Source organism: Alteromonas sp. 38 (assembly GCF_902506055.1).
In the GTDB taxonomy this organism is placed as follows: Bacteria; Pseudomonadota; Gammaproteobacteria; order Enterobacterales; family Alteromonadaceae; genus Alteromonas; species Alteromonas lipotrueae.
In genome coordinates this window covers 752,635-769,132 of record NZ_LR733300.1, presented here as the reverse complement: position 1 = coordinate 769,132, position 16,498 = coordinate 752,635, and the positions used below count along the sequence as shown (strand labels likewise).

Genomic DNA, 16,498 nt, shown 5'->3' with positions numbered 1-16,498 from the left:
CTTTTGTAAGTCGCCTTTTATGGCTTATAGATTGTGTTGTTTTTTAATGGGTTAGAGTGAAGTTTGAGTGTTACAGCAACTGATTTATATTGTTAGAAGGACTAGTTTCTATCTCGAAACCACTTAGTTATGACGTTTTTATTACCCGCGGTCACCGGTTCGGCATAATGCATAGTATTAAAATTAGGCGTGCCTGTTTGGGTCAAATTATTCCATATCAGTGCTGCGCCTCGGCAGGGCTTTACCGACACGCCGATTTTTGTAAAGTGAGTATGCCCCCCCTCCAAGCTATCGTCTAAATAAATCATGCAAGTCCATGTCCGCTGGCCCCTTTTTTTTGCATGTTCTAGATACTGTGGAGTGCCTGGTGGGAAGAAATCAAAATGCGGTTTAAAATATTGCCCCTCCTCATAATGTTGCGCTTGAATCACCTCTTTTTCTCCTATGCCCAAACCTAAGAAGCTGACAATGCGGCTATCTATAGAGGTAACTAATGCACTATCCATGAAAGCGAGTTCGCAGGTTGAAGAAGTTCTGATCCCCTTAGCGGAAGGTGCACCAGTCAGTTTTGAAGGAGTAAGCTTACTTGAGGAAAGACTAATGACATCCTGGCACTCCTGCGCAGATAAAAAGTTATCAACGCGATAAAGCTGAACTACCTTTTCATCGTACAAACAGGCCACATTGTTAATTGAAGGCTGATGTAAAAAAGTGGGATATGCGAGCTTGCGATAAAATTCTACATCCCGATCAAAAACATAGTTTGCTGGTAAATTACTGGCTAAAAGCGTGCGAATTGTTTCTGCATCGAACCCATTTAGGGTCAACTGTTCAGCAATCACAGGCGGTGCCGTGCCAGCTAAAAGGTTTTTTACTACCCATGTTTTCCAGCGTGATGAAACGTGCTCCACAATTATACACCTGCTTTTGCGCTAACTAATCAACCAACCTACGCTGTCGTAGCAGCATATCTTCCCGAATAGGAAAGTACCCATCACGGGATACTTGTTCTTGCCCTTGTTCAGATAAAATATATCGCAAGAACTCCCTTTCAAGCGTAGGCAGCGGCTCACCAGGCTTTTTGTTTATCACCAAATACAAGAAGCGAGAGAACGGATAAGACTCACTGCGTACGTTATCTATGGTAAGTGGCACTAACGAATCTTTAGTTTCACCTAACGGCAGCGCCCGCACCCCTGCGGTTTTATAACCATAGGCCGCATAACCCATGGCGCCTTTGCCTGACGCAACAGAAAGTACCACTGAAGCCGACCCTGGCTGCTCGTTTACCGTATTTCTAAAATCACCGTCACACATGGCTATAATTTTAAATAGCCCATAGGTTCCTGATACCGAGTTTCGCCCGTACAAGCGAATTGGGGCGCGATATCCATTAGCATCAATGCCTAACTCCGACCATTTATTGATTGGTCCATCCCCACCACAAAATTGTGTTTGGGAGAAAATAGAATCAACTTGATTTAGGGTAAGCCCTTGCAATGGGTTTCTGCGTTCCACAAAAATAGCGATGGCATCCATCGCGACCTTAAGGACTAAAGGCGGATAACCGTGCTTGCGGGTAAAATCTCGAATTTCACTAGGCTTTAATTCTCGGCTCATTGGACCGATAGTGGCTGTACCTTCAATAAGCGCAGGGGGCGCAGTAGAAGACCCCGAAGCTTGAATTTGGAAACCCACCTGCGGATAGAGAGCTTTGAACTCTTGCGACCAAAAAGTCATTAAATTCGCGAGGGTGTCTGAACCTACCGAAGTGATCTTTCCTGCCACCCCAGGTTGGCGTTCGTATTCTAGCTCATGGGCAGTTTCAGCCCTCACCGAGCCTGATACAAGAAGCAATACAGCCACATTGCACAAGGCGATGAATTGCTTTATTCGCATTTAACTTTGCTCCGCAATTAACTCTTTATCCAGCACAAAGGAAAACTGACTGCCGTCACCTAATGTACTCGCAATGTCTAAACGTGAATTGTGATGGCTAAGTACGTGCTTCACTATCGACAACCCTAACCCGGAACCACCGGTCTTGCGAGACCGTGCTTTATCGACACGGTAAAAACGCTCGGTAAGTCGATTCAGGTGATTAGATTCAATACCGTCACCATTATCGTGCACCGCGAACTTTGCGCCTTCCTCATCATGCCGCCAATATACATGAATTTCACCACCAGGTGGAGTGTAGTGCACGGCATTAAATACTAAGTTAGAACAAGCACTTCGCAGCTCGGTTTCAACCCCAAAAACTTTAAGGTCAGTATCAATATGAAACTCAATGTGATGCTGTTTTTCTTTATTCAGCGCCTGCGCTTCTCGCTCTATCTGAGAAAGTACCGTGGGAATATTAACCACATTTTCGTAAATGCGTTCAGAGCTGGCTTCAATGCGAGACAACACCAATAAATCTTCAATCAAATTTTGCATACGATGAGTTTGCGCCGTCATCTCCTTCATGGCTTTTTGCATAAAAGGATCGGCAGTCTCATCCACCGGCAAAATTTCTAAATACCCATTAATTACCGTAAGGGGCGTTCTTAATTCATGTGACACATTGGCGACAAAATCTTTACGCATGGCCTCTAACTGAGAAACACGGGTAATATCACGCGCAATTAACAACAGGTGTTCGTCACCATAAGGCATAACCCGATATTCAAAGGTTTTATGCGGGTTGGTGGGTGATGGTACTTCAATAGGATATTTGAAATTTCCAGCATGGAAGTACTGAATAAACTCTGGGTGACGTAGTAAATTATCGAGCCTTCTGCCCGCATCCTGTGGCCACTTCAAGCCCAAATCCAGCCGAGCTAAGCGGTTACACCAAATAATACATGCTTTTGAATCCACCACTACCGCGGCATCGGGTAAGGCTTCAGAGCCCTCACGAAATCGCTTCACGAGTTCACCTAGCTCTTTACGCTTATTTCTGTTTCTGCGCTGTAGGTAATAAATGCCTTCGTAAATATGTTCCCACACACCACGCACGGTGGGCGGTGACATTTTACGACTATGCCACAACCAGCGATTAAGCTTGTATAAATGCCAATAGTTGAAGATAAGCAGCAAGGTGGCGCCAATGGCTACAGCAAATAACATGTCATTCATATACCAACCGATTAGCGCGAATACCAAAAGGTATAGCACTAGTCGAAGGGTACTTCTCAGCCATGAGAACGGGTAGTACATAGTGAATGCGCCCTGAAACAGTGAAACGCGGAGAGCGAAGAGACGCTATCGGCGTCTCTTATCCGCTGGGAATTTAGAGTTTGGTAGAGAAACGGTAACCGGCTCCACGCACGGTTTGAATCATAGCATCATGCCCATGACGAGAGATAGCTTTGCGTAAACGTCTGATATGCACATCAACCGTTCTATCTTCCACATATACATTCGTCCCCCAGACATTGTCGAGTAATAGCTCACGGCTATAAACGCGCTCTGGATGGGTCATGAAGAAGTGTAGAAGTTTAAACTCGGTTGGACCCATGTCTAACGGATCTTCGTTGGCCATAACGCGATGAGACACAGGCTCAAGTTTCAAGCCATTAAATTCAATAGGCTCTTCATTTGACGTAGGCGTTACTCGTCGCATCACCGCTTTTATTCGAGCAATAAGCTCTTTAGGTGAGAACGGTTTAGTGACGTAATCGTCAGCACCCGCATCAAGACCGCGAATTTTATCTTCTTCTTCGCCTCTTGCGGTAAGCATGATCACTGGGATATCACGAGTGAACTCATGTTGCTTTAAACTCTTGGCCAATTGAACGCCGCTTCCACCAGGTAGCATCCAATCGAGTAAGATTAAATCTGGGTAAGGTTCACATATTTTTTCTTGTGCTATGTCGTAATCTTCGGCTTCAATAATATTAAAACCAGATTGCTCTAACACAAACTTAAGCATTTCACGGATGGGCGCTTCGTCCTCAACCACCAAAACTGTACGAGACATTATTATTTTCCTGCTCATCACAAAACGCCGCTATTATTAATGTGCACTGTGACACTTTTATTAAAACGATTACATTAATGTGTCAAGTTTTCTACAAAGATAGGTTATATTTTCTTCATAGAGGTTGCTTGTTTATTCATACATTTACGCATATTCTTGGCAATAAAGGTCAAGTAAATTGTAGACAGAGGAATGTTGTTCAATGGCGGCGGTAAAAACTGGGTTATCAAGAAAACTGCTGACACGAGTGCTCTCTGTATACTTCATTCTTACGCTTATTGTTACCGTTGGACAGATTTTCACTGAGTATTTAAGCACCAAAGATCATGTTGAAGACGAATTACAAACGTTAAAAAACACCTTCTCAACCAGCTTAACCCGCGCCCTGTGGGAATTGAACACCGAACAAGCAAGCTCAATAGCAGAGGGGCTATTAGAGCTTCCTATTGTTGAAGGTGTGCAAGTTAGAGATGAAAATGGCAATCAAATTGCCGACTACGGATTAAGTATTCAGCGTGCTCGATCCCCCATTGAAGAAGAACTTATAGAAGACCACCGAGGTGGTATTTTTAGCTATAGCTTTCCATTAATATTTAAATTTTCAGGCAGGGAATCAACCGTAGGCGATGTCACGCTATACTCAAGTTTCGATACTATTTTTGGCCGCATCGAAATTGGGATCTTTTTTCTTATTGGTAATGCGTTAATAAAAACGACCTTCTTGGTATTTCTTTTTATGACCGCGTTTCGCACCATGCTGTCGGAACCCTTGGCTGAAATTACCCATCAAATGGAAGGGTTCGACCCGCTTCATCCGGAAGAAAGTAAGCTTTCAGTAAAAATAAGTGACGATAATGAATTACTGCAACTTAAAGAATCGTACAACAATGTTATCGACGATTTAATTGTATCTAATAACAAGTTAACTAGTGCACAAAATCAGCTGTCACATGCCAATAAAAAGCTAGACGATCAGAACCTTATTCTAGAGCAAGAAGTTGCCAAGAAAACATCTTCGCTCTCTCAAATTATGCTTAGCCTCGAACAGCAAAAAGACGAACTTATCGCAAACCAAAGAGAGCTTCGACAAGAGAACGAAAACAGGCAATACATAGAAGACGAGCTTCGCAAAAGAAATACGGAATTAGCGAACTCAATGGGAAATTTACAACTCGCCAAAGACCAATTGGTAGAGTCTGAGCGCATGGCCTCTCTTGGCGGTTTGGTCGCGGGGATTACCCATGATGTGAATACGCCACTGGGTGTTGGTGTCACCGCAGCCAGTTTTTTACAAGAGCGACTCGATAACTTAAAAACTGGTTTTGAAGAAAAAAGCCTGACGACTAAAAACATGGAAAACTTCATTAATGAAGCAGAACAAACAGCGAATCTCCTCTTAACTAACTTAAATAGAGCGTCTGAGCTTATCGCTAGCTTCAAACAAGTCGCGGTGGATCAAACCAGCGAAACTGAGCGAGAGATAAACCTTAACGATTATATTCGTGACATCATTAAATCGCTTAAACCAAGCTTCAAGCATAGTAATCATGACATTGTGGTACATTGTCCTGAAGATCTTTATATTCGCTGTGCACCAGGAGCCATTGCCCAAATTGTAACAAACATGATTGTAAATTCGTTGGTCCATGGTTTTGAAGACACTAACGATGGCAAAATTACGCTAGATGTGAGTGCTGATAACAACACCATAGAAATGCGTTACGGTGACAACGGAAAAGGCTTGTCCAATGATGACTTAGACAAGTTGTTTGACGCCTTCTTTACCACTAAACGGGGAGAAGGGGGCAGCGGACTTGGCACACACATTATGTACAATCTTGTTACTCAATCTTTGTCTGGCCACATTGAAGCGCAGAGCAAACCTGGCGAGGGCCTTCAATACACCATTCGCTTTCCGATGAAGAGTAAACCTGCTTAACAAAAAATCTCTTTAGCTCCCGTACTATATCCGTTGCACCGCATTCGCTAGCTTGGTACGCTTGCCCACCATTTTTAAAAGAGATAGCCTCAAATGTGGTTTAAAAATATAAAAGCCTACCAAATTACACAGCCACTTTCCCTTGACGATGGCGATCTGGAGCGCGTGCTAAGCGAACAAGCTTTTCGCCCTTGTAAGAGTCAAGACTTAGCCACTATGGGCTTTGCCTCCCCTTTCTCTCAAGCTGGCAAACAAGGCACCATGTTTCAGCGCGTTGGACAACGTTACTGGCTTACCGTTAAGAAACAAGAAAAACTACTGCCTGCCGCGGTGATTAATGCCGAACTGGACGATATGGTTGCCAAAATTGAAATGGAAACCGGTTCGCCTGTGGGGAAAAAGGCGAAAGCCGATCTTAAGCAGGAAATTCAAACTCGCTTGTTACCTCAAGCGTTTACTAAAAACACTTATACCCATGGGTTTATATCGTTAGAAGATAACCTTGTGGCTGTTGATGCATCTGCCGATGGCAAAGCTGAAGCCTTTTTAGCATTGGTAAGAAAAGCCATTGGCTCACTGCCTGTTGTGCCTTTAGCACGACACAGTTTGCAGTCTGAACTTACTCACTGGCTTACTGATGCTGCGCCAGATGGCATAGCACTACTTGAAGAAGCTGAGTTCAAGTCGACAGATGATGCTGGCAGCATTATTCGCTGCAAAAACCAGCCTCTTGATAGTGATGAAATCACGATTCATTTGGATGCAGGAAAGCTGGTACAAAAAGTGGCTTTTGAATACCAAGATACCCTAACGGCTGTTATTGCTGAAGACGGTTCGCTAAAGCGTATTAAGTTTACCGATAGATTAAAAGAAGAGACTGAAGACATTCCTAAAGACCAAGTTGAAGCGCGCTTAGATGCGGAATTTGCGTTGATGTCTGCAGAGCTTTGTACTTTGCTAAACTTCTTGCGAGAAACGCTCAAATTGAATGACGCGAACACTTAATATAATTTTTAACTAGCGCATAACTAATACGTGTTGAGCAGTGCCTCATGGGCACCGCTCAACACTTTATTTATCTTACCCACCAGCTTTTCATCTAACCATTTTCCTCTCATCTGCCTCTACAACACCGGATAGTGGATAATGTTAATAAACCGGGTCTCCCCACTTTCGTCTTTATAGCCATGTACTTGATCGGCCTTTATTAAATACTGCTCGCCCGCCGTGATGGTTTTACTCTCATCGCCTTGCCTCAAGCTCAACCTGCCCTCAACACAATGAATATGCTCTGTCACCCCACTTTGATGGGCCGTAGAACACTGCTCATGAAAATGCGTTAAGGTAATCTCAAAGACCTCAAAACCTTTGTTTACATCAAAAGGAAAAAGGGTTTTCACTTGCATGTTTGGGTCGTGAATAAAGCCGTGATTAACGTCGAATTCAGACTGTGCGTTTGACGCTATAAAGGAGGAAAACGAGGCGTTTAACCCTGTCGCAATCTTCCACAAGGTAGCGATAGTAGGGCTTGATTCTTGCCGCTCTATTTGGCCTAACATAGCTTTAGACACACCGGTTAGCGTGGCGGTTTTATCAAGAGACAAGCCCATATCATTACGTAATTGCTTCAAACGCGTAGAAATACTTAACGAAAAATCCCCCGCATGTAGTGCATCGCTGTTGTTATTCATATGTCACTGCTACTTATCGAATACCCACAAATAGAATCGATTGAGTATTTTAAAAACAAAATACCTTGTGCGTTATAACGCACAAGTGTAAAGTAAGTTAAACCTGTACGTTATAACGCACAGAGTATGAAGTAATTTTGAAACGGGTTCAAATCATTGAGGCAAAGATGAAATCAAAATGGCAGATTAGCCACATTTCTTCAGGGTTAACCGCAGTCACCGTTGGCTATAGCAGCGCCGTTGTTATTGTTATCGATGTTGCCCGTAAAGCGGGGGCGAGCCCAGATATGGTCATAAGCTGGCTTCTCGCATTAGGCTTAGGAATGGGCATTTCCTGTATCTTCTATTCTTGGCTAATGAAAATGCCAGTGGTCACCGCCTGGTCTACCCCTGGTGCGGCCTTTTTATTAGGTAGCGTTGAACAGTACAGCCTTCCTGAAAGTATTGGTGCCTTTATCATCTGCGCAGTACTTTCCCTAGTTACCGCGCAAAGTCGCAGTTTGCTCAATCAAATAAGCCGAATTCCGGCAAGTATCTCATCAGCGCTTCTGGCAGGTATTTTACTGCCTATCTGCATATCAATATTCACTGATGTAGAACAATACCCTTATATCGTTGCCGGTTTTCTGGCAATCTATCTTATTGGAAGCCGCTTTTTCCCTCGCTACCTTATGTTGTGTTTACTGGCCGTTTCTATCGCTACAAGTAGCTGGTTAAACCAAGCGCTCGCGTTAACGCTCGCACTACCAACCCCCGTATGGGTAAGCCCTGAATTTTCAGTAACCGCCTCTATAGGGCTTGCCGTTCCCCTGTATATTATCACTACCCTTTCTCAGAATTTACCTGGCATTGCGATACATCATGCCCACGGTTATCACCCCGACCATAAAAAAGTGCTAAGCGGCATTGCAATATTGCAGGGTGTGCTGGCGCCGTTTGGCGGGTTCACGTTTAATCTTGCGGCAATAACCGCAGCTTTGTGTATGGGGGAAGAAGCAGACAAAGATAAAACCCAGCGCTACAAAGCGGCCATTGCCGCAGGCATTGGCTACCTATTTATGGGTCTGCTCGCGTCTGTTGTGGTGGTTCTATTCGTTTCAATGCCTCCTATTGTGGTGCACTTACTGGCAGGGCTTGCGCTACTGGCTACCTTACAAGCCGCCTTGGTTAAAACGGTAGAAAGTGACAAGTACCGTCACGCAGCCTTGGTCACCTTTTTATGTACGGCGTCAGGCTTCAGTCTTTTCTCCATCACGTCAGCGGTGTGGGGCCTATTACTGGGCTTATTACTCATGTTGGTTGAAAGCAACAAACAAAAAAGCCGAACATAAGTTCGGCTTTAATTAGTCATGCTTTACTCGCATTATTGTAGCAAAGCGTTAGGCAAATATTTGCTTCGCTGCACTGGCAAGGTCGGTAAATTCATCGGAGTGAAGTACCGCCACATCATCAATAACATCACGCTGTATGGCTAAGTTCAAAACAGCGTCTTTTTGACTGTCCATTGCGCCAGAAACGGCCGCACCAACACGAACGAAATCTATGTAGGTAACCTGTTCAGGTATATAGCTCAAATCTTTCCAGCATTTGGCTACATTCACAAACTCTTCACCGAAGCCCCATTCTCGCATGATGCTAGCGCCAATTTGACCCGCTAGTTTGTCGATGGCCACTTCTAAAAAGGTTGGATTCGCAAACACTTCAGGGTGTCTTTCGGCTTCGGTCAGAATAGGTAATACGCCAATGTTATGGGTTAACGCTGTTAGCGTCATAATATCCATACTCATTTCACGCTTTTTCGTACGAGTAATATAGAGCTGCATTACCGCCATTGAATTGGCCACGATATTAACCGTATTCGCCCACTCTTTTTGTAGATAAGCGCTCACTACGTCGTTTTTAGAAACGAACAGCTGTTCCATGGCAAGCGCGGTTGAAATGTTTTTGATTTGGCGTAAACCAATACGGGTTACCGCTTGGCTGATAGAATTTACTTTGATACTGCGGCCCATATAAGCACTGTTCGCAATTTTAATCATTCTTGCGCTTAGCGAGGGGTCTTGACCGATAACATCCCCCATAGCACTTAGATTGATATTAGGATCATCCGCTGACTTTCTCACTTTTAAAGCAATAGCCGGTAACGTAGGAAGTACGAGTGTGTCGTTTGTTATTTTTTCAACAAGAATTGTTGAGAGCGCATTTTGTGTAGACATATACCTACCCTTAGATATGTTTCAAATAGCCACTAAAAGGCAATGAATTTAAGATACCCGCGGTTACACTGTAATCCTTGTTTGCGAGTAAATGACCAAGTTGCAGTTGCTCAGAGACTTATTATCCCACTATACGCTACGCATATGAAAAGCATAGCTTTATGATAGCAGGAAATCACATTCCCCATATGTTATAACCGTTATTGAGCTTAAATAATATTGAACCTTTTACTAACTCAATATTGAATAGTATTATTACGCGTTATGAACAGTGTAGTACATATGCCTTTACATGAAACCTTGATACACATCAAAACGCCGCTCGCTAACGTGTTACTTTATTGTATATTCTTATCCTGCTAATAAATCTAAAACAGAAAACGTTATGATAAAATTTTCACCTAAACATTACTCTACTCTTGCCGTGGCGGTTGCCACAAGTTTATTTATGAGCGCCTGCTCCAAGGCCCCCCAAGAAGCCGTATCAAAGGCCCCCCCTTCTGTAGAGGCTTCGCACACCGCATCACCAGATAGTACGCTTCTTGTGGATGAGTCTCGATTATCTATTTATCATCCCGTTGAACTGACCAGTGACTTATCCCATTTAAGCGACAACCAACAAAAGATGATAGGTTTGCTTATTGATGCGTCTAAAATAATGGACGACTTATTTTGGAAACAAGCTTTCTTCGGCGATAAAAATGCGTTTTTAAATAGTATTGAAAGCGACGACGTTAAACACTTTGCTTCAATCAACTATGGCCCATGGGACAGATTGAACGGCGATAACGCGTTTCTAGCGGGCTATGAAGAGAAAGCCCTAGGTGCTGAATTTTATCCTCACAACATGACAAAGGCTGACTTCGCGACCGCCACGTTCGATGACAAACAAGGCTTATACTCGTTGGTGAAGCAAGATGAAGCTGGCAACCTTTACTCTGTGCCCTACTCTGAGGCGTACAAAAGTGAACTAACCGCTGCATCAAAGATTCTAAAAGAGGCAGCTGAACTTGCCGAAGATCCAAGCTTTAAAGCCTACTTAACCCTGCGTGCACAAGCATTACTTACCGACGATTACTTAGCCTCGGATATGGCGTGGATGGACATGAAGACCAACCCTGTAGAGTTGGTAATTGGTCCGATCGAAAGCTATGAAGACCAGCTATTTGGTTATCGCGCTGCCTTTGAAGCCTACGTTTTGGTAAAAGATTTAGCGTGGAGTGAAAAACTCGCAAAATACGCCGCTTTTCTTCCAGAGCTACAAAAAGATTTACCTGTACCTGCCCAGTACAAAGCGGAAGTACCTGGCTCCGATGCCGACTTAAACGCCTATGACGTGGTGTATTACGCGGGGCATTCAAATGCTGGCAGTAAAACCATTGCAATCAATTTGCCTAACGATGAGCGTGTACAGCTTGAAAAAGGCACCCGTCGTTTGCAACTGAAAAACGCGATGCGTGCCAAATTCGACAATATTCTTATTCCTATTGCGGATATGTTAATTGCACCTGAGCAACGTGATCATATTACGTTTGATGCGTTTTTTGCTAACACCATGTTTCATGAAGTGGCGCATGGCTTAGGTATAAAAAACACCCTTGATGGTAGCGATACAGTAAGAGGCTCACTTAAAGAACACGCCTCTGCATTAGAAGAAGGTAAAGCTGACATTTTGGGTCTTTACATGATTCAAAGCTTACTTGAAAAAGGTGAAATTTCAGAGGGTACACTTGAAGATTACTACGTCACCTTTATGGCCGGCATTTTCCGCTCAGTACGTTTTGGGGCGTCTAGTGCCCACGGTAAAGCGAATATGATCCGCTTTAATTTCTTTGCACAAGAAGGCGCTTTTGAGCAAACTGAAGAAGGTGTTTATCGCGTTAATGTTGAGAAGATGGGCGCAGCAATCGCCGCATTATCTGAGCTTATTTTAACCCTGCAAGGTGATGGCGACTACGATGGTGTTGCAGAGCTTGTAGCCAGTATGGGCGTGATTAAACCACAGCTAGCGGCAGATTTAGCGCGCTTAGAAGCGGCAAACATTCCTGTCGATATTCACTTCGAACAAGGTAAAAAGGTACTTGGTTTGAACTAACCACTATTTATCGATAACTGGCTCAGTAAAGACTAAGCCAGTCAGTTGCCTATCTATGTCAAGCAACTGACTGGCTATTTAACTCACTATTCTACCTTGAAAGGTTTTTCAGAACGTTTTTCAATTCAAGGGCTTTTACTCCAAGCGCTATCTATTCTAAGCGCTTTGCGGTATCAGTATATGGCGGCCAGCCCATAATTTTACCGGCTAGCACATGTAAATGTATGTGGTACACCGTTTGCCCACCAAATTCATTACAGTTCATTACCGTGCGGTAACCCTGCTCGTCCACGCCTAGGTCAGCTGCAACTTTTGCGGCGACGTACGACAAGTGTCCGACTACCTCTCTATCTTCTTTCGTGATGTCATTGATAGTCGGGATCGCTTTTTTCGGGATCACTAAAAAATGGACCGGCGCTTGCGGGTTAATGTCTCTAAACGCCAACGAGATATCATCTTCATAAAGGATATCTGCTGGTATTTCTTTATTGATAATCTTCGTAAAAATAGTGTCTAACATTGCGTACTCCCTACATCAATTATAGTAACCATACTGCATTGCATAACGCTTCAAAAGAGGCGCGCTCCCTAGAAAGAATTCGCCCCGTTATTACGCTAACACAGTCTTTTGTGAACCCGAGCTTATGCGAACAGCGTGTGCGAACCGCTTATACAAAAACGAACCAAAGCAAAATGACGCCTAATAGTAAACGGTAAATCACAAATGGAAGCATACCAATTCGAGATATCCAGCTAAGGAAAAGGTAAATACATAAGTAAGCACTCACAAATGAAAACGCAGCGCCATAAAGCAACGCAGACCAATCGACCGCTTCGTTAGCTTGCAATAAATCGAGGGTGGCGAGCAAACCTGCGCCCAAAATAACGGGAATAGAAAGTAAGAACGAAAAGCGCGCACAACTCTCTCTATTTAACCCCAACATCAAACCTGCGGTCATGGTAATACCCGAGCGTGAAGTACCAGGAATAAGTGCCAGCACTTGCGCTAACCCAATCAACAATGCTTGTTTCCAATTAAGCGATGTTAAATCTTGGGTGCGTTTCGCGGTGGCGTCGGCATACCATAGGGCAAGGCCAAAAATAATAGTGGTAGCGGCAATAACAAGGGCGGTTCTGGCGTTAAGTTCTATCCAGTCTTTCATTACAAAGCCAATAATCACAGCAGGTATAGTCGCGATAATCACATACCACGCTAACTTACTGTCGGTGTTTTGCTCTTTTGTAAAGCCCTTAGTTACCCAAGCCACTGTCATTTGTGCAATTTCTTGGCGAAAATAAATCATTACCGCCAGTAAGCTTCCCACGTGAACAGCAACATCAAACGCTAACCCCTGACTTACCCAGCCAAATAATTCTGCGGGCAGTAAAAGATGCCCAGAACTGCTGATAGGTAAAAATTCGGTAACGCCCTGAATAATAGCCAATATGATTATTTCGAACAGTGTCATTCCGTTGCTTAGCTCCAAGTAAAATTGATGGGCGAGAGTGTTTGTTTTTCTTTATCAAATGCCTGCCAAAGCGCCTCGTAGGTTTTACCTTCAACAGGATGAATATCATTAGGGACCAATTCAGCTAACGGCCATAATACAAAGGCGTTATACAGAATCTCCTCCCGAGGTAGCACAACGGGTTCATGGGTAATGTGGTCGTCGTATGTGAGTAAATCTAAGTCCAGTGTACGGGAACAAAATTTCTTTTCCCCGTGTTTACGGCCATTGTCGCTTTCAATCTGACGAAAGGTATCTCGCACTTCAATAATACTCATAGAAGTAACGGCTTTCGCCACTAGGTTATAAAAGGCACTGCCATCAAAGCCGACTGACTCACTCTCATATACCGAAGAGTAACTAACGTCATCGAAATTCTGTTTAAGCGCTTTGATACTTTCTCGTATGTAGTGTTCTTTGTCGATATTAGAACCCACACTGATTAAAATGGTATGACGCCCCACTAGGACTTTTCCTGATACATTGCTACTGCCACCGTTTGTGCATTAGGAAGAATATTCGGCTTCACAATTTTAAGGCGAATGGCATGGGCCGGAAAGGTGGTTAATACCTTGTGCATTACCGCGCCGCCAAATGCTTCTAACAGCATAAAACGACTCGTTTTTCCTACCTCGGTAATACAATCAGCCACGTCGGCATAGTTAATGGTATCGTCGACATTATCCGATTGCATTGCTGCATCTAGGTCAGCGTCGAGTTCAACATCGAGCAACAGCGTGGTTAAACGCTCCCGTTCCCAATCATACACACCAATAAGAGTATCGACAGCCAGCCCTGTTATATATATTTTTCCCATAAACCTTTTCATTCTTATGACCATACTGGTCTTACTACCACGTTAACTTCTTCTCAAAAGGTGGTATATCACTTTTGAATGGAGTAGCTTTACGCTTTACGTTATTCGCCATGGGGCGATGGTGGCACAACTATACCGTTGTACTGCAAGTGGGGGCAACACGCACAATAGCATTCGCCCCATATTATTAGTGTAGATATACGTTTAGTGTACAAAGCAGCAGGTTAAAGCAGCAATAATGATACCGTTAGCCCTTTTAATGATTTGCGTAGCCTATTTGTTTGGCTCTTTATCGAGCGCGGTAGTTATTTGCAAGTCATTCTCTCTCCCCGATCCTCGTACTGCAGGCTCTAAGAACCCCGGCGCCACCAATGTATATCGAATTGGTGGCAGAATTCCGGCATTGCTTGTGCTGGTAATGGATATTTTAAAAGGGACTATTCCGGTTTACTCAAGCTACTTTTTAGGCTTAGACCCCGTGCTTTTAGGCCTAGTCGCAATTGCCGCATGTTTAGGTCATATTTTCCCTTTATATTTTGGCTTTAAAGGGGGCAAAGCAGTAGCAACGGCATTTGGTGCCATGTTACCCATTGGCTTAGATTTAGCTGGTTTGCTTATTTTGAGCTGGGTTATTGTGGTGTTTCTTACCGGCTATTCGTCACTTGGCGCCTTGGTAGCAGTAAGCCTTGCCCCGCTTTTTACTTGGTTAATAAAACCCCTTTACACCGTTCCAGTCATCATGCTCTCTTTGCTGATTATCTTGCGACATCGCGACAACATCAAAAGATTAATAAGCCGCTCTGAAGGCAAAATTTGGGACAAAGGCAATACCAAAGAGTAAGTAAAATTACGTTAGCCTGCACGTTGAATTTCAGCTTGGGCGTATGCTAAAGCTTGCTAAGCGTCATTGTTCTTTTAAACCTTCGCGCAATACCTTAATTTCACCATCGATAGAGGAAAGTAGTGCTAAGCCCATAATTTCAGCAAGCGCGGGGTATATTTCTAGATTACTGAAGGCTGGAAGTACTTTACCTTGTTTAAACGAAGGCCCGGACGCCACGAATAGCCCGCCCATGTCAGGTAACGTATTGAGATAACCATGGCTACCCTTACTCACATGAGTATTTCCTTCGCTTTTAAACCGTGCAGGCGGAGCAACTTCCATAATAATATCACCGGTTCGCGCATTGTACTGTGAATGCCTGACGCCGCGCTCAACGGAGGTGAGCACGATGAATTTCCCTTCGGCCAATAACCGGAGTCGGTTTTTCTCATCTTCAATTTGCTCGTGTGTAACCTCTGGCTTAGCATATAGACGCACTTGCGCACCATTGTTAAGCACGGTGAAATAATCGGGAATATTTAATGACTCAACCATAATCTGATGGCTATCTTTGACGTTGGTCATACCGTGATCAGATACCACAACAAAATTAACGTCTATCGAAAGCGCATTTAATCGGTCGTACAATTGCCCGATTAGCCTATCTACCCTTGCAACAGCCTCTTTTGTTTTCTCCGACCTAGGACCTTCGTCGTGCCCCACAGTGTCAGTCAATGAGAAGTAGCCTGAGACAAAAAGTGGCCTTGCAGCTTCCGGCAGACTTAACCATTGAACGATTTGATCTACCCGTTGTTGGTAATCTGCATGCTTCGAGTAGTGATAAAGATAAGTAGGCAGTGCTCCTGCTATTCTAGCGTCAGATTCAGGCCAGAAATAGGTTGCTGCTTTGTGCCCCTGAAACTCGGCCAAAAGCCAAAGGGGCATCGCAGTAATCCAGCTGCTGTCGCCTTGTGCCTTCCCCATAGAATATTGAGCATAGCGCCCCTCTTTACTGGGTCGCAACTTGTCATAAAAACGATTATCGACAATGCCGTGATGTATGGGTAGTAACCCAGTCACTATGGAAATATGGTTGGGGAAAGTATTGGCGGGATAGACAGGTATTAACGACGTGCTTCGAACACCGGCCTTAGCAATTCGTGCGAGATTTTTTGCATTATGCAGCTCGATGTAATCATGTCTAAACCCATCTAAAGATATAAGAACCACATGATTTTTGTGAATTTCAGCCGACTGACTCGAGGCCAGATTCTTATGGGTAACCGCATCCTTATTAATTATGGTGTTATTAATTGCATGCTTATTTACTGCATGGGCACTAAAGGCCGCTAGCGACAACCAACTAGCGGTAAGTAACGTGCCAATAAACTGTATTGTGAGCCAAGCGCTACCACGAAAAAACACCACTAGATTTCCTACATGCT

The 16,498-nt window shown here is 43.9% G+C and carries 16 protein-coding genes; 5 read left to right on the top strand and 11 right to left on the bottom strand.

What is annotated here, in order from left to right:
- Positions 1-101 precede the first annotated feature (101 nt).
- The 4 genes from FLAVO9R_RS03285 to phoB form a co-directional block, all read right to left on the bottom strand.
- The gene (locus tag FLAVO9R_RS03285) at positions 102-911 is read right to left on the bottom strand and encodes a prolyl hydroxylase family protein (RefSeq protein ID WP_159528742.1); all 810 of its coding nucleotides are present in this window, start codon (positions 909-911) and stop codon (positions 102-104) included.
- Positions 912-936: 25 nt separating this feature from the next.
- Positions 937-1,899: a PstS family phosphate ABC transporter substrate-binding protein gene (locus FLAVO9R_RS03280; RefSeq protein ID WP_159528740.1), complete on the bottom strand. Its 963-nt coding sequence runs from the start codon at positions 1,897-1,899 to the stop codon at positions 937-939.
- Positions 1,900-3,201 carry a phosphate regulon sensor histidine kinase PhoR gene (phoR, locus tag FLAVO9R_RS03275; protein ID WP_159528738.1) on the bottom strand — a complete coding sequence of 434 codons (1,302 nt, stop codon included), beginning with the start codon at positions 3,199-3,201 and terminating at the stop codon, positions 1,900-1,902.
- Positions 3,202-3,274: 73 nt separating this feature from the next.
- Positions 3,275-3,964, bottom strand: a complete 690-nt coding sequence (gene phoB, locus FLAVO9R_RS03270; RefSeq protein WP_013785421.1) for a phosphate regulon transcriptional regulator PhoB — start codon at positions 3,962-3,964, stop codon at positions 3,275-3,277.
- Positions 3,965-4,166: 202 nt separating this feature from the next.
- Here phoB and FLAVO9R_RS03265 point away from each other — a divergent pair, with 202 nt between their 5' ends.
- The gene (locus FLAVO9R_RS03265; RefSeq protein ID WP_159528736.1) at positions 4,167-5,903 is read left to right on the top strand and encodes a sensor histidine kinase; all 1,737 of its coding nucleotides are present in this window, start codon (positions 4,167-4,169) and stop codon (positions 5,901-5,903) included.
- A gap of 93 nt (positions 5,904-5,996) precedes the next feature.
- Positions 5,997-6,908: a recombination-associated protein RdgC gene (gene rdgC, locus FLAVO9R_RS03260; protein ID WP_159528734.1), complete on the top strand. Its 912-nt coding sequence runs from the start codon at positions 5,997-5,999 to the stop codon at positions 6,906-6,908.
- Positions 6,909-7,027: 119 nt separating this feature from the next.
- Here the strand turns inward: rdgC and FLAVO9R_RS03255 are convergent, their stop codons facing one another.
- Positions 7,028-7,594 carry a helix-turn-helix domain-containing protein gene (locus tag FLAVO9R_RS03255; protein WP_159528732.1) on the bottom strand — a complete coding sequence of 189 codons (567 nt, stop codon included), beginning with the start codon at positions 7,592-7,594 and terminating at the stop codon, positions 7,028-7,030.
- 167 nt (positions 7,595-7,761) lie between these two features.
- Between FLAVO9R_RS03255 and FLAVO9R_RS03250 the strand changes: the two genes are divergently transcribed.
- On the top strand, positions 7,762-8,925 hold the full coding sequence (locus FLAVO9R_RS03250) for a benzoate/H(+) symporter BenE family transporter (RefSeq protein ID WP_159528730.1): 1,164 nt from the start codon (positions 7,762-7,764) through the stop codon (positions 8,923-8,925).
- A gap of 48 nt (positions 8,926-8,973) precedes the next feature.
- Here the strand turns inward: FLAVO9R_RS03250 and FLAVO9R_RS03245 are convergent, their stop codons facing one another.
- Positions 8,974-9,810: an HDOD domain-containing protein gene (locus tag FLAVO9R_RS03245; RefSeq protein WP_159528728.1), complete on the bottom strand. Its 837-nt coding sequence runs from the start codon at positions 9,808-9,810 to the stop codon at positions 8,974-8,976.
- Between the two features lie 385 nt (positions 9,811-10,195).
- On the opposite strand from FLAVO9R_RS03245, the gene FLAVO9R_RS03240 reads away from it, so the two are divergent.
- Complete coding sequence (locus tag FLAVO9R_RS03240; RefSeq protein ID WP_159528726.1) at positions 10,196-11,905, top strand: dipeptidyl-peptidase 3 family protein; 1,710 nt, start codon at positions 10,196-10,198, stop codon at positions 11,903-11,905.
- Between the two features lie 151 nt (positions 11,906-12,056).
- Here FLAVO9R_RS03240 and FLAVO9R_RS03235 read toward each other — a convergent pair whose 3' ends face one another.
- From FLAVO9R_RS03235 to folB, 4 genes are all read right to left on the bottom strand, one after another.
- Positions 12,057-12,425, bottom strand: coding sequence for a histidine triad nucleotide-binding protein (locus FLAVO9R_RS03235; RefSeq protein ID WP_159528724.1), 369 nt, complete (start codon positions 12,423-12,425; stop codon positions 12,057-12,059).
- A 148-nt stretch (positions 12,426-12,573) separates the two neighbouring features.
- Positions 12,574-13,374: an undecaprenyl-diphosphate phosphatase gene (locus tag FLAVO9R_RS03230; protein ID WP_159528723.1), complete on the bottom strand. Its 801-nt coding sequence runs from the start codon at positions 13,372-13,374 to the stop codon at positions 12,574-12,576.
- 8 nt (positions 13,375-13,382) lie between these two features.
- Positions 13,383-13,877, bottom strand: coding sequence for a 2-amino-4-hydroxy-6-hydroxymethyldihydropteridine diphosphokinase (folK, locus tag FLAVO9R_RS03225; RefSeq protein WP_159528721.1), 495 nt, complete (start codon positions 13,875-13,877; stop codon positions 13,383-13,385).
- Positions 13,877-14,230: a dihydroneopterin aldolase gene (gene folB / locus FLAVO9R_RS03220; protein WP_159528719.1), complete on the bottom strand. Its 354-nt coding sequence runs from the start codon at positions 14,228-14,230 to the stop codon at positions 13,877-13,879. Before folB ends, folK begins: the two co-directional genes overlap by 1 nt.
- 238 nt (positions 14,231-14,468) lie before the next feature.
- On the opposite strand from folB, the gene plsY reads away from it, so the two are divergent.
- Positions 14,469-15,071 (top strand): glycerol-3-phosphate 1-O-acyltransferase PlsY, encoded by a 603-nt coding sequence (gene plsY, locus FLAVO9R_RS03215; RefSeq protein WP_159528717.1) that lies wholly within the window; start codon positions 14,469-14,471, stop codon positions 15,069-15,071.
- A 63-nt stretch (positions 15,072-15,134) separates the two neighbouring features.
- On the opposite strand, the gene FLAVO9R_RS03210 is transcribed toward plsY, so the two are convergent.
- Positions 15,135-16,478 (bottom strand): alkaline phosphatase family protein, encoded by a 1,344-nt coding sequence (locus FLAVO9R_RS03210; protein WP_159534359.1) that lies wholly within the window; start codon positions 16,476-16,478, stop codon positions 15,135-15,137.
- Positions 16,479-16,498 lie beyond the last annotated feature (20 nt).